The organism is Haemophilus influenzae (assembly GCF_001457655.1).
Classification (GTDB): domain Bacteria; phylum Pseudomonadota; class Gammaproteobacteria; order Enterobacterales; family Pasteurellaceae; genus Haemophilus; species Haemophilus influenzae.
The window spans coordinates 103,793-127,393 of the sequence record NZ_LN831035.1 but is presented as its reverse complement, the minus strand read 5'-3'; the positions used below and the strand labels follow the sequence as shown (position 1 = coordinate 127,393).

The window sequence follows — 23,601 nt, the reverse complement described above, 5'->3', positions numbered from 1 at the left end:
CTAAAAGTTTTAGGTGCTTTTAAATTTTTAATGCTTACAAAATTAGACTTTCTTAAGGTTTATAGATGAACTCAATTCCTTCATCATCTTCTTCAGTCCAATCATCATCCCAATCTTCGTCATCATCAAATTGATGCTCCGCTAGTTGTTCTTGATGATAATCTTCCCATTTGAATTTCACTTCTTCAGGTGCAACTTGTTGTATTTCAGCTTCGCGTGGATTTGCTATGATAAAGTCCATAATATCACGACAAAGTGGCGGAACATTTTTCCCTGTTGCAGCTGAAATCAGGTAATAGTCTTCTTCCCAACCTAATTGTTCAGTGATTTCTCGAACTCGCTCTTCAGCTTCTTCATCGCTCATCGTATCAATTTTATTGAATACTAACCAACGTGGCTTTTCTGATAATTTTTCACTGTATTGGAAAAGTTCAGATTCAATAATAGCGACATTATCTGCTGGATTAGATCCATCAATTGGGGCTATATCAACTAAATGAATAAGCACTCTACAACGTTCTAAATGTTTTAAAAAGCGAATTCCTAGCCCTGCACCATCTGCTGCGCCCTCAATTAATCCAGGAATATCAGCGACTACGAAACTGTGCGAATCGTCTACTTTCACAACACCGAGACTTGGTACTAAGGTAGTAAATGGATAATCTGCAACTTTTGGTTTGGCGGCTGAAACGGCACGAATAAAAGTGGATTTACCTGCATTAGGAAAACCGAGCATTCCCACATCAGCAAGTAGCATTAATTCCAATAATAAATCGCGTTTTTCACCCGGTGTTCCCATTGTTTTTTGACGCGGTGCACGGTTTACCGATGATTTGAAACGGGTATTCCCTAAACCGTGATAACCACCTTTGGCTACCAACATTTTTTGACCGTGTTGGGTTAAATCTCCCAAGGTTTCTTTGGTATCATTATCAATAGCGCGAGTTCCTACGGGAACAGGTAAAATAATATCTTTACCGCGACGTCCTGTACAATCTGAACTCCGTCCATTCTCACCACGCTCTGCGGCAAAGCGTTTATTAAAACGGTAGTCAATTAAGGTATTGAGGTTTTCATCAGCCTGTAAATAGACATCGCCACCATCGCCACCGTCACCACCATCAGGGCCACCTTTCGGTATAAATTTCTCTCGACGGAAACTTACGCAACCGTTGCCACCATCTCCAGCCTCAATTCGAATAAGGGATTCATCAATAAATTTCATTAAAACTTCTCCAAAATAAACCGCACTTTAATGAGTTTTATGCGGTAATAATTTATGTCCAATCGCGGATAAAATTGCCCCGCATACTACAACAAATGCACCAATATAGCTAATATTATTCAATTCTGGTGCCGCGAAATCTGTTGGGCTAAAATAATGCGCAATATGGGAAAATAGAATTGTGAAAAGAGGTACAAGTGTGATAACAACACTGACTTTTGATACATCCCAACGATTAAGTGCTTCCGCATAAGAGCCGTATCCAATTAAGGTATTTAAACAGCAGTAAATAAAACAAATCAGAGCTAAAGGTGTGAGTTCTTGTACTTGCGAGAATTCAGCCATCGGCATAAAGGCTATGGCACAACCTAAATACATCATTAGCAAGATTTGTTGTGAATTAAATTTACGTAACATTAATTTTTGCGCCATTCCATAAGCGACCCAAATAAGAGCACCCCCTACACCTAAAATGACACCTGTTGAATACTGATTTAGTCCAGCAAATGCATCAAAACGATCATTAAAGAATAAGCCTAAACCAATTAATAATAAGAAAAGTCCGATCTTTTGGTGCAACCCTAATTTTTCTTTGAAAATCAGTACACCACAGATGAGCATTCCAAAAGAGGATAAATGAATAAAAATTTGTGCAACTGACGGTTCAATGTAATTCAGCGAGCTACTAAATAATAGAAAATTGCTGGTAAGACCAATTACTCCAATAAGCATAATCCACGCATATTGGCGAACTTTCATTAACTCAGGTAATTGTTTTTTATAAGCAAGTAAAGCCAATAATGAAACTGCAGCAATAATGAAACGATACCATACGATAGTTTGCGCATTCATTACAGACAAAACTTGTTTCAAGGCAATAGGCAATGACCCCCAAGCCATAGCGGTAATAAGCGCAAAGGTAAAGCCTAGTAAAGGTTGTTGTTTCATTGCGTTCTCACTTATGTGAAATTAAGAAAGACAAAACGCCCCACAAAATTTGTAGGGCGTTTCAATGGAATAGATTTTAAATTATTCAGTAACAATACTTACGTATTTACGGCTTTTCTCGCCTTTTACTTCAAATTTAACTTTACCATCTGCGGTTGCGAATAAGGTGTGATCTCTTCCCATTCCTACGTTGTTACCTGCGTGGAATTTAGTACCACGTTGGCGAACAATAATGCTACCTGCTAATACAGATTCGCCACCGAAACGTTTAACACCAAGGCGTTTAGCTTCAGAATCGCGACCGTTACGAGTTGAACCACCAGCTTTTTTAGTTGCCATCTACTTGATCTCCTCTGAAATTATGCTTGAATCCCAGTGATTTTCACTTCTGTGAACCACTGACGATGACCTTGTTGTTTACGGCTGTGTTTGCGACGACGGAATTTAACGATTTTAACTTTCTCGCCACGACCTTGTGCAACTACTTCAGCCACTACTTTTGCGCCAGCAACTACTGGTGCACCAATTTTAACATCTTCACCATTAACGACCATCAACACAGAATCGAACTCAACTGTTGCGCCAGTTGCAAGTTCAAGTTTTTCTAAACGAACAACTTGACCTTCGCTCACACGGTGTTGTTTACCGCCACTTTGGAAAACTGCGTACATAAATACTCCGCTTAATTGTGTTTTCCTGCTTCTTAGCAGTCCACACTTAAAAATTCATATAAATAGGTCGCAAATTCTACGGAAAAATCCTACCTATGGCAAGAATTTATTTATAATAAAATAAAAAAATTCCCTTCATTTGCGGATTGATTTCAGAAAGTCTGAAAATTCGGGTAAAATGCACCGCACTTTTGACTGATAAATGATGAAAAATGAAGAAACAAGATCTTATGAGCATAGACGAGATCCAGAAACTTGCAGATCCAGATATGCAAAAAGTTAATCAAAATATTCTTGCTCAGCTTAATTCAGATGTACCGCTAATAGGACAGTTAGGTTTTTATATTGTTCAAGGTGGTGGTAAGCGGATCCGCCCGTTGATCGCAGTTCTCGCAGCACGATCTTTAGGGTTTGAAGGATCTAATTCAATTACTTGTGCTACTTTTGTTGAATTTATTCATACCGCTTCTTTGTTACACGATGATGTCGTAGATGAGTCTGATATGCGTCGTGGGCGTGCTACGGCGAATGCTGAATTTGGCAATGCGGCGAGTGTGTTGGTAGGCGATTTTATTTATACGCGTGCATTTCAATTAGTTGCACAGTTAGAATCATTAAAAATTTTAAGTATTATGGCTGATGCGACTAATGTTTTAGCGGAAGGCGAAGTTCAGCAGTTAATGAATGTTAATGATCCCGAAACGAGCGAAGCTAATTATATGCGTGTAATTTATAGCAAAACTGCCCGTTTGTTTGAAGTGGCTGGTCAGGCTGCGGCAATTGTCGCCGGTGGAACAGAAGCTCAAGAAAAGGCTTTACAAGATTATGGGCGTTATCTTGGCACTGCATTTCAGCTCGTGGATGATGTATTGGATTATAGTGCAAATGCACAAGCTCTAGGTAAAAATGTAGGCGATGATTTAGCTGAAGGAAAACCAACCCTTCCTCTACTACACGCTATGCGTCATGGAAATGCTCAACAGGCAGCTTTAATTCGCGAAGCGATTGAGCAAGGTGGTAAACGTGAAGCAATTGATGAAGTATTAGCTATTATGACTGAGCATAAGTCTTTAGATTACGCAATGAATCGTGCAAAAGAAGAGGCTCAAAAAGCAGTGGATGCAATCGAAATTTTGCCAGAAAGTGAATATAAACAAGCGTTGATTTCATTGGCATATTTGTCTGTAGATAGAAATTATTAGTCTATAATTTAGCTTATATACTTGATACCCATTAATTTTAATTAAACTTTATGAATACAGAACTTCAACCTAAACTAGAAAAAAGTGCGGTCAATTTTCAAGCTAAACCGCGAAAACAAAAAATCCGTAAGGATCCTAACGCACCTTTTATTCGTGAAAAACTTGAGTTGCCAGATGGACACAATAAGCTCCTTTTGCATTCTTGTTGTGCGCCTTGCTCTGGCGAAGTGATGGAAGCAATTCTTGCATCAGGCATTGAATTTACAATTTATTTTTATAATCCAAACATTCATCCACTCAAAGAATATTTGATTCGTAAAGAAGAAAATATCCGTTTTGCAAAAAAATTTGGTATTCCATTTATTGATGCTGATTACGATCGTCAAAATTGGTTTGATCGTGCTAAGGGTATGGAATGGGAGCCTGAAAGAGGTATTCGCTGCACAATGTGTTTTGATATGCGCTTTGAAAAAGCTGCTGAATATGCTCATGAACATGGTTTCCCTGTATTTACTAGTTGCTTGGGAATTTCTCGCTGGAAAGATATGAATCAAATCAATGGCTGTGGACATCGTGCGGCGGAAAAATATGATGATGTTATTTATTGGGATTATAACTGGCGAAAAGAAGGTGGCTCGCAACGCATGATTGAAATTAGTAAGCGTGAGCGGTTTTATCAACAGGAATATTGCGGTTGTGTGTATTCTTTACGTGATAGTAATAAATGGCGAGAAGAGACGGGTCGTCAAAAAATTGAAATCGGAAAATTGTATTATAGTGCTGATTAAAAATAGAAAAATAAAGGTGTTGTTTCACAGAATTTGCTGAACAGCACCTTTTATTTCACTATTTTATCACTTCATCTTGATCATAATGATTAATTTTTAAACGTTGAAAATAATCTTTTGTTTCTTCAATGATCACTTTTCGCAATCCAATAAGCGCGATAAGATTTGGGAAAGCCATCAAACCATTTACAATATCGGCGATAATCCATATTAAATTTAAGTGTAAGAATGCCCCTAAACCAACCAACATAATATAAGCTAGACGATATAGTTTTACGCCACGAATACCGACGAGATAAACAAAGCAACGTTCACCGTAGTAACACCAACCTAAAATAGTCGTGAATGCAAAAAATAATAAACCAACTGTTACAATCGTTGCACCAATTGATGTGCCTAAACCTTGTGCAAAGGCATAGTTTGTGACGGTAGCACCCGCTAATTCAGGATTGTTCCACGCTCCCGTTAATACCAATACAATACCTGTCATTGTACAGACGATGATGGTATCTAAGAATGTACCTGTCATGGAAATTAAGCCTTGTCGAACAGGTTCACGAGTTTGTGCCGCTGCAGCTGCAATTGGTGCGCTTCCTAAACCTGATTCATTGGAGAAAATGCCGCGTGCAACGCCTGATTGAATAGCCTTCATTACGGTAAAGCCAACAGCCCCACCTAGCGCAGCTTGCGGATCAAAAGCACTATCAATAATCAATAAAATCGCATCTGGTACTTTTTCTATATTTAAAAGGATAATAACCAGTGAAGTCGTGACGTATAAAATCGCCATAAACGGCACAATTACCGATGATGCGGTTGCAATACGTTTTACACCGCCAAGAATAATTAAGCCGACTAAAAGCGTCACAATAATTGCAGTAACTAAAACTGGAATATTAAAAGTATCTTGCATTGCATGGGTAATCGCATTGACCTGTGGGAATGTGCCGATCCCGAAAAAGGCCACCATCACACCAAATAATGCAAATAATTTTGCTAACCATTTGATACCTAGTCCACGTTCAATGTAATACATCGGGCCGCCAGCCATAAAGCCATTTTTATCGCGAACACGGTATTTAACCGCGAGTAAACATTCAGCATATTTTGTTGCCATTCCTAACAAAGCAACCAGCCACATCCAAAAAATAGCCCCTGGCCCACCTGCTTGTACCGCAGTTGCCACGCCCACAATATTACCCGTTCCAATTGTTGCTGCTAATGCAGTACAAAGTGCGGCAAAAGAGGAAACGTCCCCCTTTCCACCTTTATCTTTTTTAAATAAATAACCTAGTGCACGTGGTAAATAGCGAATTTGAATAAAGCCTAAGCGTAACGTTAAATAGAGCCCCGTGCCCGATAAGAGTATGAGTAGAGGTGCACCCCAAATAAAGCTATCAATAGCTGAAAGAATTGACTCAATTGTCATTGTGATTCCTCGTCGTTTAAATCAAAAATAAACACGACAAGAAGACGAAAAGATACAATGGAAAAGAAAGTGCCGTAAAAAATAAATAATTTCCACACTTACAATAGATTGTCTTTTGCCCCTGTCCTTTTGCCTGAGCGTTTGAAAAACGATTGAAAAATTAACCGCTCTTTTGCGCCTTCGGCGTCCATTTCTAAAATGGATCTCTCCAAGGGTTCGTCCAGTAACAGTCCCTGCCATCGCACCTGAAAGATTTTACATCGTCGGTGTGGGGTCAATTCCCCGCTCTCCAGCTACCTTCATCCGAACTCACTTTCCATTAGATATTGAAAAGTGTGCGAATTCTAACAAAACAGGAAGTGAATTTCAAAAAGGAATTTTTCTGTAGAAAAATCACTTTATTCAATATCTCCACAAAAACGATAGCCTTCTCCATGTATAGTCATAATGATATTTGGAGTATTTGGATGATCTTCAAAATGTTTTCTGATACGTCGAATTGTGACATCTACGGTACGATCCTGAGGTTTTAACTCTCGTCCCGTCATTTTTTTCAGCAATTCTTCGCGCGTTTGCAATTTTCCTGGATTTTCACAGAAATGTAACATTGCACGAAATTCACTGCGAGGAAGTTTGAATTCTTGTCCTTCTGGTGTAATTAAACTGTGGCTATTTAGGTCTAATTTCCAACCATTAAAACGATAGAATTCTCGACCAAATGTATTTTCTTTTTCTTGATGCGGCATTGTGCGATGCAATAGATTACGTGCGCGGATAGTCAGTTCTCTAGGGTTAAAAGGTTTGGTTAAATAATCGTCGGCACCAATTTCCAGACCTAAAATTTTATCCACTTCATTATCTCGACCAGTTAAAAAAATAAGAGGTAAGCTTAATTCTTCACGGAGTTCTCTTGCCAATAATAAGCCGTTTTTACCTGGTAAATTAATATCCATCACAACCAAATTAATATTATGATTTGCCAATATATGATGCATTTCAACACCATTTTCTGCTTCAAACACATCATATCCTTCCGCTTCAAAAATCCCTTTAAGCGTATTTCGAGTGACAATTTCATCTTCAACAACGAGAATTTTTGGAGTAGTCATTTTCCATCCTTATACTTATTTTGGCGTATGCTATCAAAGCTATCATTCTATCTGTGCAACATTATTGTAACAATAAAAAAGTGCGGTGATTTTTTACCTGATTTTCCTTTTTGTGATCTAAATCATAGTTTTAGGTATTCAACTTTCTTTGTGATAGAATTTCGAGCATCTATATTTTTACACTCAATTCTATGAAAAAACTCTTTCTTTTTTTTACGCTGATTTTCACCGCTTTTGCGGCTAATTCAGGTTTATTCGATAAAAAACAAACCTTCTTAAAAGTAGATGATGCTTTTGCTTTTTCTGCTACTTTATCTACAGATAAAAGCCAGTTACAAGCCCATTGGGATATTGCCGATGGCTATTATTTGTATCAAGATAAAATTAGTGCTGAGTTAGTCGGTAAATCAAATCCTCTCTCTTTACATACCCAACAGGCGGCGGAATTACATCAAGATCCTTATTTTGGCGAAGTAAAAGTTTTTACTCACTCAATTGATGGCATATTTAGGGGCGCATTTAATAATGCTGATGATAAGGTTGAAATCACTTATCAAGGATGTACCGAAGGTTTTTGCTATCCGCCTGAAACTAAAGTATTACGAATTGGGGATTTAGCCGTTTCTCAAAAGCAAATTGTCGAAAAAACAGTTGAAAAAAATACCGCACTTTTATCTGAACAAGATCGTTTAGCTGATGGTTTATTCCATAGTAAATGGGCAATTTTTGGTTTCTTTGTATTAGGATTGGGACTGGCTTTTACGCCTTGCGTATTGCCAATGTTACCGTTGCTTTCTGCTATTGTTATCGGTCAGCAACAACGTCCAAATATGATGCGAGCGTTTAGTTTAGCTTTTCTTTATGTTCAAGGCATGGCTCTGACTTACACTTTGTTAGGTCTTGCAGTGGCAGCCATCGGTTTACCGTTTCAAATCGCCTTGCAACATCCTTATGTGATGATCGGGCTTTCTATTTTATTTGTTGCTCTTGCCCTTTCAATGTTTGGCTTATTTACCATTCAATTGCCAAATAGCTTACAAAATAAATTGAATACATGGAGCCAAAAACAAACCTCGGGTGCTTTTGGCGGTGCCTTTGCGATGGGAATGATTGCTGGGCTGGTGGCATCGCCTTGCACATCTGCGCCACTTTCTGGTGCTTTACTTTATGTGGCACAAAGTGGCGATTTATTTACAGGCGCAGTAACCCTTTATTTGCTCGCACTTGGTATGGGCGTGCCGCTAATGTTAATCACATTGTTTGGTAATAAAATTTTGCCCAAATCAGGTGAGTGGATGAATACCGTAAAACAAACATTCGGCTTTGTGATGTTGGCGTTACCTGTATTTTTACTTTCTCGTATTTTGCCTGAAGTATGGGAGCCACGCTTATGGGCTGGATTAGCGACAGTATTTTTTATTTGGTTTGCGTTGCAGATGTCTAAGAACGGTTTTGGCTATGCTATTAAAATTATTAGTTTTGCGTTGGCTATGGTTACTGTACAACCCCTGCAAAATTGGATTTGGCAAACTCAAACTACAACACAAAGTGCGGTAGAAAATATGCCTGTTTCTCAAGTTAAATTTAAGCAAATTAAAAATACTGAAGAACTTGACCGCACTTTAGCGGAAAATCCGCATTCAATTGCTATGTTGGATTTATACGCGGATTGGTGTGTTGCTTGTAAAGAATTTGAAAAGCTGACGTTTTCAGATCCACAAGTGCAACAGCAATTTCAAAATATCTTATTGTTACAAGTGAATATGACAAAGAATAGCCCAGAAAATAAAGCATTAATGGAACGCTTTAATGTGATGGGATTGCCTACGATTTTATTTTTTGATCAGCAAAATAATGAAATTAAAGGAAGTAGAGTAACGGGCTTTATGGATGCTGATGCTTTTTCTAATTGGATTGAAAAGCTACTTTAGTTATTTTTTACTTTTGGTAAAAAGTATTTTTCAATTTTAATTATTGTTTAACTACCCGTTAAAGATTAATATGACGCCGTTTTAATTCATCTTTAAACAAAAGGAAAGCAAATGAACAATCTTGAAAAATATCGCCCGTATTTCTTGGCATTTTTACGTATCGTTGTCGCTTATATGTTTATTTTACACGGCACGGCAAAATTTTTGGAATTTCCAATTTCTATGACTGGAGGAAATGGTGCAGTAGGCGATCCAATGCTACTAGTGGCAGGCGTAATTGAAATTGTTGGTTCCATTTTATTAATCTTAGGTTTATTTACACGCCAAGCCGCGTTTATTTTGTCAGTGGAAATGGCATATGCCTATTTCTTTCTCCACGTAGCAGGAAAAGGAAACCTATTTTTCCCAATTGCAAATGGCGGTGAGCTTGCATTACTTTACTCACTTCTCTTTCTATATTTTGTATTTTCTGGCGCAGGTGCTTGTGCTTTAGATAATAAGTTTTTTAAAAAGTAGTTTAGTTGTAGTTTCATAATTTTATCCTTATTTTTGCCCACATTTATGTGGGCTTTTTTATGCCTGAAATTTATCGTATTTTTACCGCACTTTAAGAAATTATATTTAATCTTTTCTATATTTAAGCAAACGTTTGCGTTATAATTCTCATCGCTTATTTTTAACTATTTAATGAAAGGAAAATACAATGGCAGATCGTCCAATTCGTCAGGCTTTACTGAGTGTGTCTGATAAAACGGGTATTGTAGAGTTTGCTCAAGGTTTAGTTAAACGTGGTGTAAAACTACTTTCAACAGGTGGAACGGCAAAACTTTTAGCACAAAATGCTTTACCTGTAATGGAAGTGTCTGATTACACAGGTTTCCCAGAAATGATGGACGGTCGAGTGAAAACCTTACATCCCAAAGTACATGGCGGGATTCTTGGTCGTCGTGGTACAGATGATGCCATCATGCAGCAACATGCCATTGAAGGCATTGATATGGTGGTGGTGAATTTATATCCCTTTGCTGCCACTGTGGCAAAATCTGATTGCACCTTGACTGATGCGGTAGAAAATATCGATATTGGGGGGCCTACCATGGTGCGTTCTGCAGCGAAAAACCACAAAGATGTGGCGATCGTAGTTAATAACAATGATTTCAACGCAATTCTAGCCGAAATGGATCAACATCAAAACAGCCTAACTTTTGAAACTCGTTTTGACCTTGCGATTAAAGCATTTGAACATACCGCTCAATATGATTCTATGATTGCCAACTATTTCGGTCAGCTAGTAAAACCTTATCATATTGCAGAGGAAGAAGAGGCGAATGCGAAGTGCGGTCAATTCCCACGGACTTTAAACCTTAACTTCGTGCGTAAACAAACTATGCGTTACGGCGAAAACGCCCATCAAAATGCGGCATTTTATGTTGATTTAAATGTGAAAGAAGCGAGCGTGGCTACAGCTAATCAACTGCAAGGTAAAGCCTTGTCTTACAATAATATTGCCGACACTGATGCAGCACTTGAATGCGTGAAAGAATTTGACGATCCAGCTTGCGTAATCGTTAAACATGCCAATCCATGTGGCGTGGCGTTAGGTAAGGATATTTTAGACGCTTATAATCGCGCTTACCAAACCGATCCAACGTCTGCTTTTGGCGGCATTATTGCTTTTAACCGTGAATTAGACGAAAAAACGGCGAATGAAATTGTGGAACGCCAATTCGTTGAAGTGATTATCGCACCGAAAGTTTCTGCTGAAGCGCAAGAAGTAATGAAGCGTAAGAAAAATGTGCGTTTGCTTGAATGTGGTGAATGGACTTCTCGTTCCGAACGTTTGGATTTCAAACGTGTAAACGGCGGTTTATTAGTACAAGATGCGGATTTAGGTATGGTTGGCGTGGATGATTTAAAAGTCGTGAGTAAACGTCAGCCAACTGAACAAGAATTAAAAGACTTATTATTCTGCTGGAAAGTGGCAAAATTTGTGAAATCGAATGCCATTGTTTACGCCAAAGACAATCAAACTATCGGCATTGGTGCAGGTCAAATGAGCCGTGTGTATTCGGCCAAAATTGCAGGTATCAAAGCACAGGATGAAGGCTTGACCGTGGCAGGTTGTGTGATGGCATCTGATGCGTTCTTCCCATTCCGTGATGGCATTGATGCTGCAGCGAAAGTGGGAATTCAATGTGTGATCCATCCAGGTGGTTCAATGCGCGATCAAGAAGTCATCGATGCGGCGGATGAACATAATATGGTAATGGTATTGACTGGAATGCGACATTTTAGACATTAATTTATCTAACTATCCCCCTCTTTACAAAAGAGGGGGAATTGCAGGTAAAAAATAGCCGTACTTTTTTTAAATTAGGCATACGCAAGGACTACAACATGAACATCCTCATCATCGGAAACGGCGGTCGTGAACACGCCTTGGCTTGGAAAGTTGCACAATCTCCATTAGCAGATAAAGTTTTTGTCGCACCGGGTAACGCTGGTACTGCATTGGAACACAAAGTAGAAAACGTGAATATTTCTGCGACAGATATTCCAGCATTAGTGAAATTTGCTCAAGATAAACAAATTGGATTAACCATTGTTGGTCCTGAAGCCCCCTTAGTGATTGGGGTAGTTGATGCATTTCGTGAAGCTGGATTGAAGATTTTTGGGCCAGCTAAAGCGGCTGCGCAATTGGAAGGTTCAAAGGCATTCACTAAAGATTTTCTCGCTCGTCATAAAATTCCAACAGCGGAATATCAAAACTTCACCGAAGTCGAACCTGCATTGACTTACTTGCGTGAAAAAGGCACACCAATTGTCGTTAAAGCGGATGGCTTGGCGGCGGGTAAAGGCGTAATCGTTGCGATGACATTGCAAGAAGCCGAAGATGCAGTACGCGATATGCTTTCTGGTAATGCCTTTGGCGAAGCGGGCAGCCGAGTAGTGATTGAAGAATTTCTAGATGGCGAAGAAGCAAGTTTTATCGTCATGGTAGATGGTAAAAACGTAGAACCTATGGCTACTAGCCAAGATCATAAACGCGTGGGCGAAAATGATACGGGGTTAAATACAGGCGGTATGGGCGCGTATTCGCCTGCACCAGTAATAACACCCGAAATTCATAGTCGCATTATGAAGGAAGTGATTTACCCAACCGTTAATGGCATGGCAGCGGAAGGCAGTGTTTACACGGGTTTCCTATATGCAGGATTAATGATTATGCCAAATGGGCAGCCGAAAGTGATCGAATTTAATTGTCGTTTTGGTGATCCAGAAACGCAGCCAATAATGCTACGTCTCAAATCAGACCTTGTTGAACTCTGTCTTAAAGCATGTGACGGCAAATTAGATGAAGTAATATCACAATGGGATCCACGAGCTTCTTTAGGTATCGTATTGGCTGCAGAGGGATATCCAAAGGATTATCGCAAAGGCGATGAAATCAGCGGATTGCCTAAAAGTGCGGTCAAAAACGAGAAAGTTTTCTTAGCGGGTGTCGCAGAACAAGAAGGCAAGCTAGTCACAAACGGCGGTCGTGTACTTTGTGTGACTGCGTTAGGCGAAAGTGTATTTGAAGCACAACAAAAAGCGTTAAAATTGGCTGAGCAAATTCAATGGTCTGGGCGTTTTTATCGTCGAGACATTGGTTACAGGGCTGTGGAACGAGAACAAGCAAAATAGTTAGAAATCTTGTTGAATTTAATTAGATAAAAAATATTGTACAGGGTAGAATTGTATTTTCCTAGGATTTAGGATTTTGTTAGGGCAACGTTTACGATTGCTCTGACAATAAATTAGAATTATTATTTTGTTACTTTATGAGGTTATATCAACTTATGCGACAATTTGTCATCGTAGTATTATATTCTGCAATTCTTCTTTCATTAGAAGTTATTTATAGAAAATTATTTAATATTTCTAGTATTGAGAGATACACTGAAAGTTATTTGTCTGTTTGTTTGTTTGTTTGTTTGTTTGTTTTTTCAAAATATAGAATTACAAGAATATTAGTTGGCGCTTTATTTGCAATAAGTATTGTTGTTAATAATGTACATTATGCAGTATACCAATCTTGGATTGGACCTGTTAATTACTCACTTGCATTTAAAGAAATTAATGAGATAACAAATGCTGGCTTAACAATGATAGATAAATTCATATATCCATTGTTATTTGGTTTATTTGAAGTTGCTGTGTTTTTAAGTTTAAGTTTCATAAAAAGAAAAGTATATAAACTTTCTTGGATTTTTGACTTTATTTTTTATGCTGTGATGATGTATGTTTTTGTTCGAGCGTATACAACAAAATCCCATGAGCGTTTTATTTCACCTAACACTGTTTATTCTCGATTAAAATCCAATTATTTATCGTTGGGTTATTTTATAGGACGAATTGTTCCTTATGAGATATTTTCTTTATCTAATATTCCTCTTTATCATAAATCTAAGCCTATGAAATCGGGCTCTCCGAAAATTAAGAATATAATTTTAATTATGGGGGAAAGTGCGACCTCAAGTCATTTTAGTGCTTTTGGTTACGGGAGAAAAACATCTCCTTTTTTAGATAGCTTAAAATATAAATCAGGAGCTCTTGTTGGTAAAACTTATTCAGGAGGAAAGCTAACAGCAATTTCTTTACCAATGTTTTTTAATGCAATTCCTTATCCAAATGGAATACAACAGATAGCTAAAGGAGATACGAATTTATTTAATTTAGCGAAAGAGCAAGGCTTTCAGACATATTTTTATTCAGCTCAAGCTAGGGATGATATGCATATGATCAATTTTTTAGGAGGAGCTTGGATTGATGATATTCGTTTTCCAGATAATGAAGGGTATTCTTTAAGAGATTCAATGCCTGATAATAAATTACTTCCTGCTTTTAAAAATATTAATTTAGATAATGGTTATCATTTTGTTGTTTTACATCATAGAGGGAGTCATATTCCCTATGGGGCATTATTAGATGAAAAAGAGAAGGTGTTTGGAAAAAATAACGCAACAGATAATTATGATAATACTATTCTAAATACTGATAACTTTATCTCAGAGGTTTACCATTACTTATCTAATAAATCTTCTAAAGATTGGATAATTGCCTATACATCAGATCATGGTCAATATGTAAAAGGCGACACTTATAAGCAAGGGACATTTGATGAAGATAATTATATTGTGCCATTAGTTCTATATAGTCCAAATGAAGAAATACAGAAACTAGTGTTGGACAATTTTGAATCATGTAAGATTTCATTTCATAATCAGTTATCTAGCTTTATTATTAATATAATGGGATATAACTATTCAGTTAGCACTTGCGATAAGGGGGTTGTTAATGGAAATATTCTCACAGGTGATGCTGGATACCTAAAAATAGAATCTAATGGTAAACAAGAGTATGTTCATTAAATTAGACGCTATGATGAATTAATTTCATTTAAGTAATGAAAATTTAGGAATGAAATTTTAATTAAGTTTTTATCCATAAACAGTTAAACTATCTGCCATAAATTACATAACAGGAGAACACAATGTTTACAAGAAATATGACTATCGCTGATTACGATCCAGTATTGTGGCAAGCGATCCAAGATGAAAATCGTCGTCAAGAAGAACATATCGAACTCATTGCATCTGAAAACTATGCGAGTCCACGTGTGATGGAAGCGCAAGGTTCACAATTCACTAATAAATATGCGGAAGGCTATCCAGGTAAACGTTATTACGGTGGTTGTGAGTATGCGGACATTGTGGAACAGTTAGCAATTGACCGTGCGAAAGAATTATTTGGTGCAGATTACGTGAATGTTCAACCGCACTCTGGATCACAAGCGAATGCTGCGGTGTATGGTGCATTGATTAATGCAGGCGATACTATTTTAGGTATGGATTTGGCTCACGGTGGTCATTTAACTCACGGTGCAAAAGTCAGTTTCTCTGGCAAAATTTATAACTCCGTACTTTATGGAATTACTGCGGATGGCTTAATTGATTATGAAGATGTTCGTCAAAAAGCATTAGAATGTAAACCAAAACTTATCGTTGCTGGTTTCTCGGCTTATTCACAAGTTGTGGATTGGGCGAAAATGCGTGAAATCGCAGATGAAGTTGGTGCGTATTTATTTGTGGATATGGCGCATGTAGCGGGATTAATTGCAGCGGGTTTATATCTAAATCCACTCCCTCATGCACATGTTGTGACAACAACAACCCATAAAACGTTGGGCGGTCCGCGTGGTGGTTTAATTCTTTCATCTTGTGGCGATGAAGAAATCTACAAAAAATTACAATCATCCGTATTCCCTGCAAATCAAGGTGGTCCATTAGTTCATATTATTGCGGCAAAAGCAGTTTGCTTTAAAGAAGCATTAGAGCCTCAATATAAAGAATACCAAGCAAATGTAATCAAAAATGCGAAAGCAATGGTTGAGGTATTTAAACAACGTGGTTATGACGTTGTGTCAAATGGCACTGAAAACCACTTGTTCTTAGTAAGTTTTATTAAACAAGGATTAACAGGTAAAGCAGCTGATGCGGCATTAGGCAAAGCAAATATTACAGTGAATAAAAATGCTGTACCAAACGATCCGCAAAAACCATTCGTCACTTCTGGCATCCGTGTAGGTACACCATCTGTGACTCGCCGTGGTTTCAATGAAAATGATGTGCGTGAATTAGCTGGCTGGATGTGTGATGTTTTAGATGCTTTAGGCAAAGAAAATGAAGAACAAGTGATTGCTGAAACTAAAGAAAAAGTATTAGCAATTTGTAAACGTCTTCCAGTTTATCCGAAATGATTTATTTTCTTTCGTTGATTATATGTTTAGCGGCGATTAATATCGCCGCTTATTTTTTATGGGAAATTATATGACTTATATTGTTGGCTTAACTGGTGGCATTGGTAGTGGTAAAACAACGATTGCTAATTTATTTACCGATCTTGGCGTACCTCTAGTGGATGCGGATGTGGTTGCTAGAGAAGTCGTCGCGAAAGATTCCCCCTTATTGTCAAAAATTGTTGAACATTTTGGGGCTCAAATTTTAACGGAACAAGGCGAGCTTAATCGCGCGGCTTTACGAGAGCGAGTGTTTAACCATGATGAAGATAAATTGTGGTTAAATAACCTTCTACATCCCGCTATTCGTGAACGAATGAAACAAAAATTAGCTGAACAAACTGCGCCTTACACATTATTTGTCGTCCCTTTATTAATAGAAAATAAATTGACCGCACTTTGTGATCGTATTTTGGTGGTGGATGTGAGTCCACAAACTCAACTTGCTCGTTCATCACAACGAGATAACAATAATTTTGAGCAAATTCAACGAATTATGAATTCTCAAGTTTCTCAACAAGAGCGTTTAAAATGGGCAGATGATGTGATTAACAATGATTCTGAACTGGCCCAAAACTTACCGCACTTGCAGCAAAAGGTGCTAGAATTGCACCAGTTTTATTTACAACAAGCGGAAAATAAAAATGCCTGACGAAATGATTGAAGTACCTTGTCCGATTTGCCAAAAATCGGTGCCTTGGATAAATGAAAGTACTTTTCGACCTTTTTGTAGCAAACGTTGCCAGTTAATTGATCTTGGCGAATGGGCGGCTGAAGAAAAAGCGATTCCAAGTGATACTGCTGATTTTGCAATGGATCCAAATGTGAGTGACGGATGGAGCATTAAATAGAGATTAACCGATAGGAAACCCTATCGGTTAATTTTTATAAGTGCGGTGCTTTTTTTGAGGATTTTTCCTAAAAATGCTATGCTAAACGTGATTTTATTATTCTAAAATGTGATTTTTATGCAACAAGATTATTTAAGCCAACAACGATTCTCCGCTCTTCCTCTACATCCGATTGTGCGAGGTGCTTTGGCAAAAAAAGGCTTTGATTTTTGTACCCCAATTCAGGCTTTATCCTTGCCTATCAGTTTAAATGGACGAGATGTTGCAGGACAAGCTCAAACGGGTACAGGCAAGACAATGGCTTTTTTAACGGCTACTTTTCACCATCTTTTAACTCACCAAGATCCTAATCTTGAATATCCTCACCCAAGAGCTTTGATTTTAGCACCTACTCGAGAATTAGCGGTACAGATTAGTAATGACGCAGAATTTCTTGCAAAAGCGAGTGGATTAAAGACCGCACTTGCCTATGGTGGCGATGGTTATGATAAACAACTACAAGTGATTGAGCGTGGCGTAGATATTTTGATTGGTACGACGGGGCGAGTCATTGATTATGTAAAACAAGGCGTAATTGGTTTAGATGAAATCCAAGTTGTCGTGCTAGATGAAGCGGATCGAATGTTTGATCTTGGGTTTATCCGTGATATTCGTTATTTATTGCGTAAATGCCCCGCTCCGCAAGCGCGTTTAACGATGTTATTTTCAGCGACGCTTTCTTATAAAGTGCGTGAATTAGCATTTGAGGATATGAATGATCCTGAATATATTGAAATAGAACCGGAACAAAAAACAGGTCATCGTATTAAAGAAGAACTTTTTTATCCATCTAATCAGGATAAAATGGCACTTCTCTTAACCTTAATGGAAGATGAATGGCCTGAGCGCTGTATTGTGTTTGCGAATACAAAACATCGTTGTGAAGAAATTTGGGGTTATTTGGCGGCTGATGGACATCGTGTTGGTTTACTGACTGGCGATGTAGCCCAGAAAAAACGTTTATCGTTATTAAAACAATTTACCGACGGTGATTTAGATATTTTAGTAGCAACAGATGTGGCTGCTCGTGGCTTGCATATTTCTGATGTGACGCATGTTTTCAATTATGATTTACCTGATGATAGGGAAGATTACGTTCACCGAATTGGCCGTACTGGACGAGCAGGGGAAAGTGGCGTTTCGATTAGTTTTGCTTGCGAAGAATATGCGATGAATTTACCAGGAATTGAAGAATATATTGGCCATTCTATCCCAGTGAGCCAATATGAAACAGAAGCCTTGCTTGAACTGCCGAAACCGTATCGGTTAAAACGTGCAGTACCACCGCAAGGGCATACAAGACATCGTTCTTATCACACAAAATAAGGTAGCCTCATTCTACACCTTGATTTGATGATGAAAAGTGCGGTTAATTTTGACTGCATTTTATATTCCTATTTTTTATATCCTCCTTTGTTTATCATTCATCTTATGGGTTTACGGATTACCTACAGATAAGTATTGTTACGCTTTTTGTTTTTTAACTTGCCAAAAAATAAAAAATAAATAAAATGAACGTCCATTCATTTTTGAGCAATTATTGCTCCTTATTTTACTCAAGGATCTTATGCGACAAGCTAAAACTGATTTAGCCGAACAAATTTTTCTTGCTACCGATCGTTTAATGGCAAAAGAAGGTTTAGATCGGCTTTCTATGCATAAAATCGCAAAAGAGGCAAATGTAGCAGCAGGAACGATTTACCTTTATTTCAAAAACAAAGATGAGTTGCTTGAACAATTTGCACATAGAGTGTTTTCAATGTTTATGGCAACACTTGAAAAAGATTTTGATGAATCTAAGCCTTTTTTCGAACAGTATCGACAAATGTGGAAAAATATTTGGTATTTCTTACAAGAAAATCCCACCATTCTATCCAATTTAAAGCAATATGAATCTTTGCCTAATTTCAAGGATATTTGTAAAAACGTTAAAAATTGTCGTTGGGATTTATTTTGTGACCAAGCCAAAAAAGCTGGCTTATTAGCGGAATTATCTGAAGATATTCTCTTTTTATTAAGTTTGAAAACGGCGATAAATTTAGCCTCTGATGCAAAATTTATCGATTTCGATCTTAAGCCTGAAATTTTAGAATCTGTGATTGAACGCTCTTGGCGTGCGATTCAGAAATAATTGTTGTTATTTTTATAACGGAGCTTTAAACATGAGTCAAACTCAACATCAAAGACCAAAACGCTCACATATTTTCTTGATGAAAATAATTTTAGTGGTATTTGTCTTAATTTTTGTCGGTGTCATCGGTTTTAATATAATAAAAGGCGTAATGATAAGCCGAGCCATTGCAGAAATGCCAGAATCTTCAAGCCCAGTAACCGCACTTGAAGTTCAACCGCGTGAATGGACGCCAGTTATTAACACAACAGGTCTTGTGCGTCCAAATCAAGGCGCATTGCTCAGTACACAAAATGCAGGTACGATTTCTCAAGTACTTGTGCAAAATGGACAAAATGTGAAAAAAGGTGAGGTGCTTGTGGAACTTGATAGTTCTGTTGAACGAGCTAATCTACAAGCTGCTCAGGCACAATTATCAGCACTTCGTCAAACTTACCAGCGTTATGTGGGTTTATTAAACAGCAATGCTGTATCACGTCAAGAAATGGATAACGCAAAAGCGGCTTATGACGCTCAACTAGCCAATATCGAATCTTTAAAAGCAGTAATTGAGCGCCGTAAAATTGTTGCGCCATTTGATGGCAAAGCAGGTATTGTGAAAATCAATGTTGGACAATATGTGAATGTTGGAACAGAAATTGTGCGTGTAGAAGATACTAGCTCAATGAAAGTGGATTTTGCTCTTTCACAAAATGATTTAGATAAATTACATATCGGTCAGCGCGTTACAGCGACAACAGATGCTCGCTTGGGCGAAACATTTTCAGCTCGAATTACGGCTATTGAACCTGCCATTAATTCATCAACAGGTTTAGTTGATGTTCAAGCTACATTTAATCCTGAAGATGGGCATAAATTGCTTTCAGGTATGTTCTCTCGTTTACGCATTGCGCTACCAACTGAAACAAATCAAGTTGTCGTTCCACAAGTAGCTATTAGCTACAATATGTATGGCGAAATTGCCTATTTACTTGAACCATTATCTGAAGAAGAAAAAGGAAAAATGTCAGGTAATGAAAAATTGGATCGTCTCTATCGTGCGAAACAGATCACCGTATTTACTAAAGATCGTCAAGGTGTTTATGCTCAATTACAGGGAAATGAAGTTAAAGCGGGAGATAAAATTATTACAGGCGGTCAGCAAGGTATTGGTAATGGAAGTCTTGTGGAATGGATTAAAAAAGACATTGTGGGTGCAGTAGAGCCTGCACATAAAACACCACTTTAATGTATGAGGAAATCCGAATGAAATTTACCGATATATTTATTCGCCGTCCTGTTTTAGCAGTTTCAATTAGTTTGTTAATGATTATTTTAGGGTTGCAAGCAATCTCGAAATTGGCAGTGCGTGAATACCCTAAAATGACTACTACAGTCATTACAGTGAGTACCGCATATCCAGGGGCAGATGCGAATTTAATCCAAGCATTTGTTACGTCAAAATTGGAAGAATCTATCGCGCAAGCCGATAATATTGATTATATGTCTTCGACTAGTGCGCCTAGTAGTTCGACTATTACAATAAAAATGAAATTAAATACCGATCCTGCAGGCACGTTAGCAGATGTGTTAGCCAAAGTGAATGCAGTAAAGTCAGCATTACCAAATGGTATTGAAGATCCTAGTGTATCCTCTTCTTCAGGTGGGAGCGGTATTATGTATATCAGTTTCCGATCTAAAAAACTAGATTCTAGTCAGGTAACTGATTACATCAATCGTGTAGTCAAACCTCAATTCTTTACGATTGAAGGCGTGGCAGAAGTACAAGTATTTGGTGCGGCTGAGTATGCATTACGTATTTGGCTAGATCCACAAAAAATGGCAGCTCAAAATCTTTCTGTGCCAACAGTGATGTCTGCCCTTTCTGCAAATAATGTACAAACGGCTGCGGGGAACGATAATGGCTATTATGTGAGTTATCGTAATAAAGTAGAGACTACAACGAAATCAGTGGAACAACTCAGCAACTTAATTATTTCATCAAATGGCGATGATTTAGTGCGTTTGCGTGATATTGCAACCGTTGAATTAAATAAAGAAAATGATAATTCGCGTGCTACGGCAAATGGTGCAGAGTCCGTTGTGTTAGCCATCAATCCAACCTCGACAGCAAACCCTTTGACTGTCGCAGAAAAAATTCGCCCTTTATATGAAAGTATAAAAACACAACTGCCAGACAGTATGGAAAGCGATATTCTTTATGACCGCACTATTGCCATTAATAGCTCTATTCACGAGGTCATAAAAACTATTGGTGAAGCTACTTTGATCGTTTTAGTGGTAATTTTAATGTTTATCGGTTCGTTCCGTGCTATTTTAATTCCAATATTGGCTATTCCAATTTCTCTTATTGGCGTATTAATGCTGCTACAAAGTTTCAACTTTTCTATTAATTTAATGACCTTGCTTGCTTTAATTCTTGCCATAGGTTTAGTTGTAGATGATGCTATTGTGGTGCTGGAGAATATTGATCGTCATATTAAAGCGGGAGAAACGCCATTCCGAGCGGCGATTATTGGTACGCGTGAAATTGCCGTGCCTGTAATTTCTATGACTATCGCATTGATCGCAGTTTACTCACCAATGGCTTTAATGGGGGGGATTACTGGCACATTGTTTAAAGAGTTTGCTTTAACCCTTGCTGGTGCAGTATTTATTTCTGGTGTTGTGGCATTAACGTTATCGCCAATGATGAGTAGTAAGTTACTCAAATCCAATGCTAAACCAACATGGATGGAAGAACGCGTAGAACATACCTTAGGTAAAGTAAATCGTGTTTACGAATACATGCTTGATCTCGTTATGCTCAATCGTAAATCAATGCTGGCTTTTGCGGTCGTGATTTTCTCAACGCTCCCATTTTTGTTTAATTCACTTTCTAGTGAATTAACGCCAAATGAAGATAAAGGCGCATTTATTGCAATTGGTAACGCGCCATCTAGCGTAAATGTGGATTACATTCAAAATGCAATGCAACCATATATGAAAAATGTAATGGAAACACCCGAAGTCTCTTTTGGTATGAGCATTGCTGGTGCGCCAACTTCTAATAGCTCGTTAAATATCATCACATTGAAAGATTGGAAAGAACGTTCACGTAAACAATCCGCAATAATGAATGAAATTAATGAAAAAGCAAAATCAATTCCAGAAGTGTCAGTATCAGCATTTAACATTCCTGAAATTGATACAGGGGAACAAGGCGCTCCAGTCTCTATTGTATTGAAAACTGCGCAAGATTATAAATCTTTGGCAAACACCGCAGAGAAATTCCTCAGTGCGATGAAAGCCTCTGGCAAATTTATTTATACAAATTTAGATTTGACCTATGACACGGCGCAAATGACAATTTCAGTAGATAAAGAGAAAGCTGGTACTTACGGCATCACGATGCAACAAATCAGTAATACTTTAGGGAGTTTCTTATCTGGTGCGACAGTTACGCGTGTGGATGCGGATGGACGCGCTTATAAAGTCATTTCGCAGGTAAAACGAGATGATCGCTTATCGCCAGAAAGTTTCCAAAATTATTATTTAACTGCATCTAATGGTCAATCAGTGCCATTAAGTAGTGTTATTAGTATGAAATTAGAAACTCAGCCAACATCATTACCGCGTTTCAGCCAATTAAATTCGGCTGAAATCAGTGCTGTACCAATGCCGGGTATATCAAGTGGTGATGCCATTGCTTGGCTTCAACAACAGGCAAATGATAATTTGCCACAAGGATACACTTATGATTTCAAATCCGAAGCTCGTCAATTAGTACAAGAGGGTAATGCACTTACGACGACTTTCATTCTTGCTGTTGTAATTATTTTCTTGGTGCTTGCCATTCAGTTTGAATCTATACGTGACCCAATGGTAATTATGATTTCCGTACCATTAGCCGTAAGTGGTGCATTGGTGAGCTTAAATATTTTATCCTTCTTTAGCATCGCAGGAACAACATTAAATATCTACTCTCAAGTTGGGTTGATTACTCTCGTGGGATTAATCACTAAACACGGTATCTTAATGTGTGAAGTGGCAAAAGAAGAACAGCTAAACTATGGTAAAACTCGAATTGAGGCAATCACTCACGCGGCAAAAGTGCGTTTGCGTCCAATTCTAATGACAACGGCGGCAATGGTAGCTGGCTTAATTCCATTACTCTATGCAACAGGTGCGGGAGCGGTATCTCGCTTTAGTATTGGGATAGTGATTGTAGCGGGATTATCCATTGGTACTATTTTCACCTTGTTCGTCTTGCCTGTGGTATATAGCTATATCGCAACTGAACACAAACCATTACCGGTTTTTGATGAAAATAAAACAACCCACTAATTAAAACATAGAAAAAACAAACCGCACTTAGGTTATCTTACGTAATTTGTACTTATAAATAGTTGTTTTATCCAACTTTTTTGAGCATAACCTGTATAAGTGCGGTATTT

Annotated in this window: 20 protein-coding genes and 1 riboswitch; of the genes, 14 read left to right on the top strand and 6 right to left on the bottom strand. The window is 38.0% G+C overall.

Going from position 1 to position 23,601, the window contains the following annotated elements; genetic code table 11:
• Positions 1-52: 52 nt before the first annotated feature.
• From cgtA to rplU, 4 genes are all read right to left on the bottom strand, one after another.
• Positions 53-1,225 carry an Obg family GTPase CgtA gene (gene cgtA / locus AT683_RS00595; protein WP_005659064.1) on the bottom strand — a complete coding sequence of 391 codons (1,173 nt, stop codon included), beginning with the start codon at positions 1,223-1,225 and terminating at the stop codon, positions 53-55.
• Positions 1,226-1,252: 27 nt separating this feature from the next.
• Positions 1,253-2,173 carry a DMT family transporter gene (locus AT683_RS00590; protein ID WP_005659066.1) on the bottom strand — a complete coding sequence of 307 codons (921 nt, stop codon included), beginning with the start codon at positions 2,171-2,173 and terminating at the stop codon, positions 1,253-1,255.
• A gap of 81 nt (positions 2,174-2,254) precedes the next feature.
• On the bottom strand, positions 2,255-2,512 hold the full coding sequence (gene rpmA, locus AT683_RS00585) for a 50S ribosomal protein L27 (RefSeq protein WP_005539872.1): 258 nt from the start codon (positions 2,510-2,512) through the stop codon (positions 2,255-2,257).
• Positions 2,513-2,532: 20 nt separating this feature from the next.
• Positions 2,533-2,844, bottom strand: coding sequence for a 50S ribosomal protein L21 (gene rplU / locus AT683_RS00580; RefSeq protein WP_005626416.1), 312 nt, complete (start codon positions 2,842-2,844; stop codon positions 2,533-2,535).
• 212 nt (positions 2,845-3,056) lie between these two features.
• Between rplU and ispB the strand changes: the two genes are divergently transcribed.
• On the top strand, positions 3,057-4,046 hold the full coding sequence (gene ispB / locus AT683_RS00575; protein WP_006995542.1) for an octaprenyl diphosphate synthase: 990 nt from the start codon (positions 3,057-3,059) through the stop codon (positions 4,044-4,046).
• A gap of 50 nt (positions 4,047-4,096) precedes the next feature.
• On the top strand, positions 4,097-4,834 hold the full coding sequence (locus AT683_RS00570) for an epoxyqueuosine reductase QueH (RefSeq protein ID WP_044331057.1): 738 nt from the start codon (positions 4,097-4,099) through the stop codon (positions 4,832-4,834).
• A 58-nt stretch (positions 4,835-4,892) separates the two neighbouring features.
• Here the strand turns inward: AT683_RS00570 and AT683_RS00565 are convergent, their stop codons facing one another.
• Both AT683_RS00565 and arcA read right to left on the bottom strand, forming a co-directional pair.
• Positions 4,893-6,263, bottom strand: coding sequence for an alanine/glycine:cation symporter family protein (locus AT683_RS00565; RefSeq protein WP_038440319.1), 1,371 nt, complete (start codon positions 6,261-6,263; stop codon positions 4,893-4,895).
• 111 nt (positions 6,264-6,374) lie between these two features.
• Positions 6,375-6,485, bottom strand: a riboswitch (glycine riboswitch).
• Between the two features lie 176 nt (positions 6,486-6,661).
• Positions 6,662-7,372, bottom strand: coding sequence for a two-component system response regulator ArcA (arcA, locus tag AT683_RS00560; RefSeq protein WP_015701912.1), 711 nt, complete (start codon positions 7,370-7,372; stop codon positions 6,662-6,664).
• A 191-nt stretch (positions 7,373-7,563) separates the two neighbouring features.
• Here arcA and AT683_RS00555 point away from each other — a divergent pair, with 191 nt between their 5' ends.
• The 12 genes from AT683_RS00555 to acrB all read left to right on the top strand — a co-directional run bounded on the left by AT683_RS00555 (position 7,564) and on the right by acrB (position 23,491).
• A complete protein-coding gene (locus AT683_RS00555) occupies positions 7,564-9,303 on the top strand; it encodes a protein-disulfide reductase DsbD (protein ID WP_038440318.1) in 1,740 nt (579 codons plus the stop codon).
• 111 nt (positions 9,304-9,414) lie between these two features.
• The gene (locus AT683_RS00550) at positions 9,415-9,819 is read left to right on the top strand and encodes a DoxX family protein (protein ID WP_005693236.1); all 405 of its coding nucleotides are present in this window, start codon (positions 9,415-9,417) and stop codon (positions 9,817-9,819) included.
• 187 nt (positions 9,820-10,006) lie between these two features.
• Positions 10,007-11,605 carry a bifunctional phosphoribosylaminoimidazolecarboxamide formyltransferase/IMP cyclohydrolase gene (gene purH, locus AT683_RS00545; RefSeq protein WP_038440317.1) on the top strand — a complete coding sequence of 533 codons (1,599 nt, stop codon included), beginning with the start codon at positions 10,007-10,009 and terminating at the stop codon, positions 11,603-11,605.
• 95 nt (positions 11,606-11,700) lie between these two features.
• Complete coding sequence (gene purD / locus AT683_RS00540) at positions 11,701-12,990, top strand: phosphoribosylamine--glycine ligase (RefSeq protein ID WP_011272263.1); 1,290 nt, start codon at positions 11,701-11,703, stop codon at positions 12,988-12,990.
• 155 nt (positions 12,991-13,145) lie between these two features.
• Complete coding sequence (locus AT683_RS00535) at positions 13,146-14,717, top strand: phosphoethanolamine transferase (RefSeq protein ID WP_042594392.1); 1,572 nt, start codon at positions 13,146-13,148, stop codon at positions 14,715-14,717.
• Between the two features lie 122 nt (positions 14,718-14,839).
• Positions 14,840-16,105: a serine hydroxymethyltransferase gene (glyA, locus tag AT683_RS00530; protein ID WP_011272264.1), complete on the top strand. Its 1,266-nt coding sequence runs from the start codon at positions 14,840-14,842 to the stop codon at positions 16,103-16,105.
• A 70-nt stretch (positions 16,106-16,175) separates the two neighbouring features.
• Complete coding sequence (gene coaE, locus AT683_RS00525; protein WP_038440314.1) at positions 16,176-16,796, top strand: dephospho-CoA kinase; 621 nt, start codon at positions 16,176-16,178, stop codon at positions 16,794-16,796.
• Complete coding sequence (yacG, locus tag AT683_RS00520) at positions 16,789-16,995, top strand: DNA gyrase inhibitor YacG (RefSeq protein ID WP_011272266.1); 207 nt, start codon at positions 16,789-16,791, stop codon at positions 16,993-16,995. The genes coaE and yacG overlap by 8 nt, the downstream gene beginning before the upstream one ends.
• Before the next feature lie 117 nt (positions 16,996-17,112).
• Positions 17,113-18,360, top strand: coding sequence for an ATP-dependent RNA helicase RhlB (rhlB, locus tag AT683_RS00515; RefSeq protein ID WP_038440313.1), 1,248 nt, complete (start codon positions 17,113-17,115; stop codon positions 18,358-18,360).
• A gap of 241 nt (positions 18,361-18,601) precedes the next feature.
• Entirely contained in the window at positions 18,602-19,165 is a 564-nt protein-coding gene (acrR, locus tag AT683_RS00510) for an efflux transporter AcrAB transcriptional repressor AcrR (RefSeq protein ID WP_011272268.1), read from the top strand.
• Between the two features lie 31 nt (positions 19,166-19,196).
• Entirely contained in the window at positions 19,197-20,393 is a 1,197-nt protein-coding gene (gene acrA, locus AT683_RS00505) for a multidrug efflux RND transporter periplasmic adaptor subunit AcrA (protein ID WP_011272269.1), read from the top strand.
• Between the two features lie 17 nt (positions 20,394-20,410).
• Positions 20,411-23,491 (top strand): multidrug efflux RND transporter permease subunit AcrB, encoded by a 3,081-nt coding sequence (gene acrB / locus AT683_RS00500; RefSeq protein WP_058222141.1) that lies wholly within the window; start codon positions 20,411-20,413, stop codon positions 23,489-23,491.
• Positions 23,492-23,601 lie beyond the last annotated feature (110 nt).

Coding starts and splice junctions, on each gene's coding strand:
- coaE (WP_038440314.1), top strand. CDS start 16,176: ATGACTTATATTGTTGGCTTAACTGGTGGCATTGGTAGTGGTAAAACA.
- ispB (WP_006995542.1), top strand. CDS start 3,057: ATGAAGAAACAAGATCTTATGAGCATAGACGAGATCCAGAAACTTGCA.
- arcA (WP_015701912.1), bottom strand. CDS start 7,372: ATGACTACTCCAAAAATTCTCGTTGTTGAAGATGAAATTGTCACTCGA.
- AT683_RS00590 (WP_005659066.1), bottom strand. CDS start 2,173: ATGAAACAACAACCTTTACTAGGCTTTACCTTTGCGCTTATTACCGCT.
- acrB (WP_058222141.1), top strand. CDS start 20,411: ATGAAATTTACCGATATATTTATTCGCCGTCCTGTTTTAGCAGTTTCA.
- purH (WP_038440317.1), top strand. CDS start 10,007: ATGGCAGATCGTCCAATTCGTCAGGCTTTACTGAGTGTGTCTGATAAA.
- AT683_RS00535 (WP_042594392.1), top strand. CDS start 13,146: ATGCGACAATTTGTCATCGTAGTATTATATTCTGCAATTCTTCTTTCA.
- AT683_RS00565 (WP_038440319.1), bottom strand. CDS start 6,263: ATGACAATTGAGTCAATTCTTTCAGCTATTGATAGCTTTATTTGGGGT.
- AT683_RS00550 (WP_005693236.1), top strand. CDS start 9,415: ATGAACAATCTTGAAAAATATCGCCCGTATTTCTTGGCATTTTTACGT.
- AT683_RS00555 (WP_038440318.1), top strand. CDS start 7,564: ATGAAAAAACTCTTTCTTTTTTTTACGCTGATTTTCACCGCTTTTGCG.
- yacG (WP_011272266.1), top strand. CDS start 16,789: ATGCCTGACGAAATGATTGAAGTACCTTGTCCGATTTGCCAAAAATCG.
- rhlB (WP_038440313.1), top strand. CDS start 17,113: ATGCAACAAGATTATTTAAGCCAACAACGATTCTCCGCTCTTCCTCTA.
- cgtA (WP_005659064.1), bottom strand. CDS start 1,225: ATGAAATTTATTGATGAATCCCTTATTCGAATTGAGGCTGGAGATGGT.
- purD (WP_011272263.1), top strand. CDS start 11,701: ATGAACATCCTCATCATCGGAAACGGCGGTCGTGAACACGCCTTGGCT.
- rplU (WP_005626416.1), bottom strand. CDS start 2,844: ATGTACGCAGTTTTCCAAAGTGGCGGTAAACAACACCGTGTGAGCGAA.
- glyA (WP_011272264.1), top strand. CDS start 14,840: ATGTTTACAAGAAATATGACTATCGCTGATTACGATCCAGTATTGTGG.
- acrA (WP_011272269.1), top strand. CDS start 19,197: ATGAGTCAAACTCAACATCAAAGACCAAAACGCTCACATATTTTCTTG.
- rpmA (WP_005539872.1), bottom strand. CDS start 2,512: ATGGCAACTAAAAAAGCTGGTGGTTCAACTCGTAACGGTCGCGATTCT.
- AT683_RS00570 (WP_044331057.1), top strand. CDS start 4,097: ATGAATACAGAACTTCAACCTAAACTAGAAAAAAGTGCGGTCAATTTT.
- acrR (WP_011272268.1), top strand. CDS start 18,602: ATGCGACAAGCTAAAACTGATTTAGCCGAACAAATTTTTCTTGCTACC.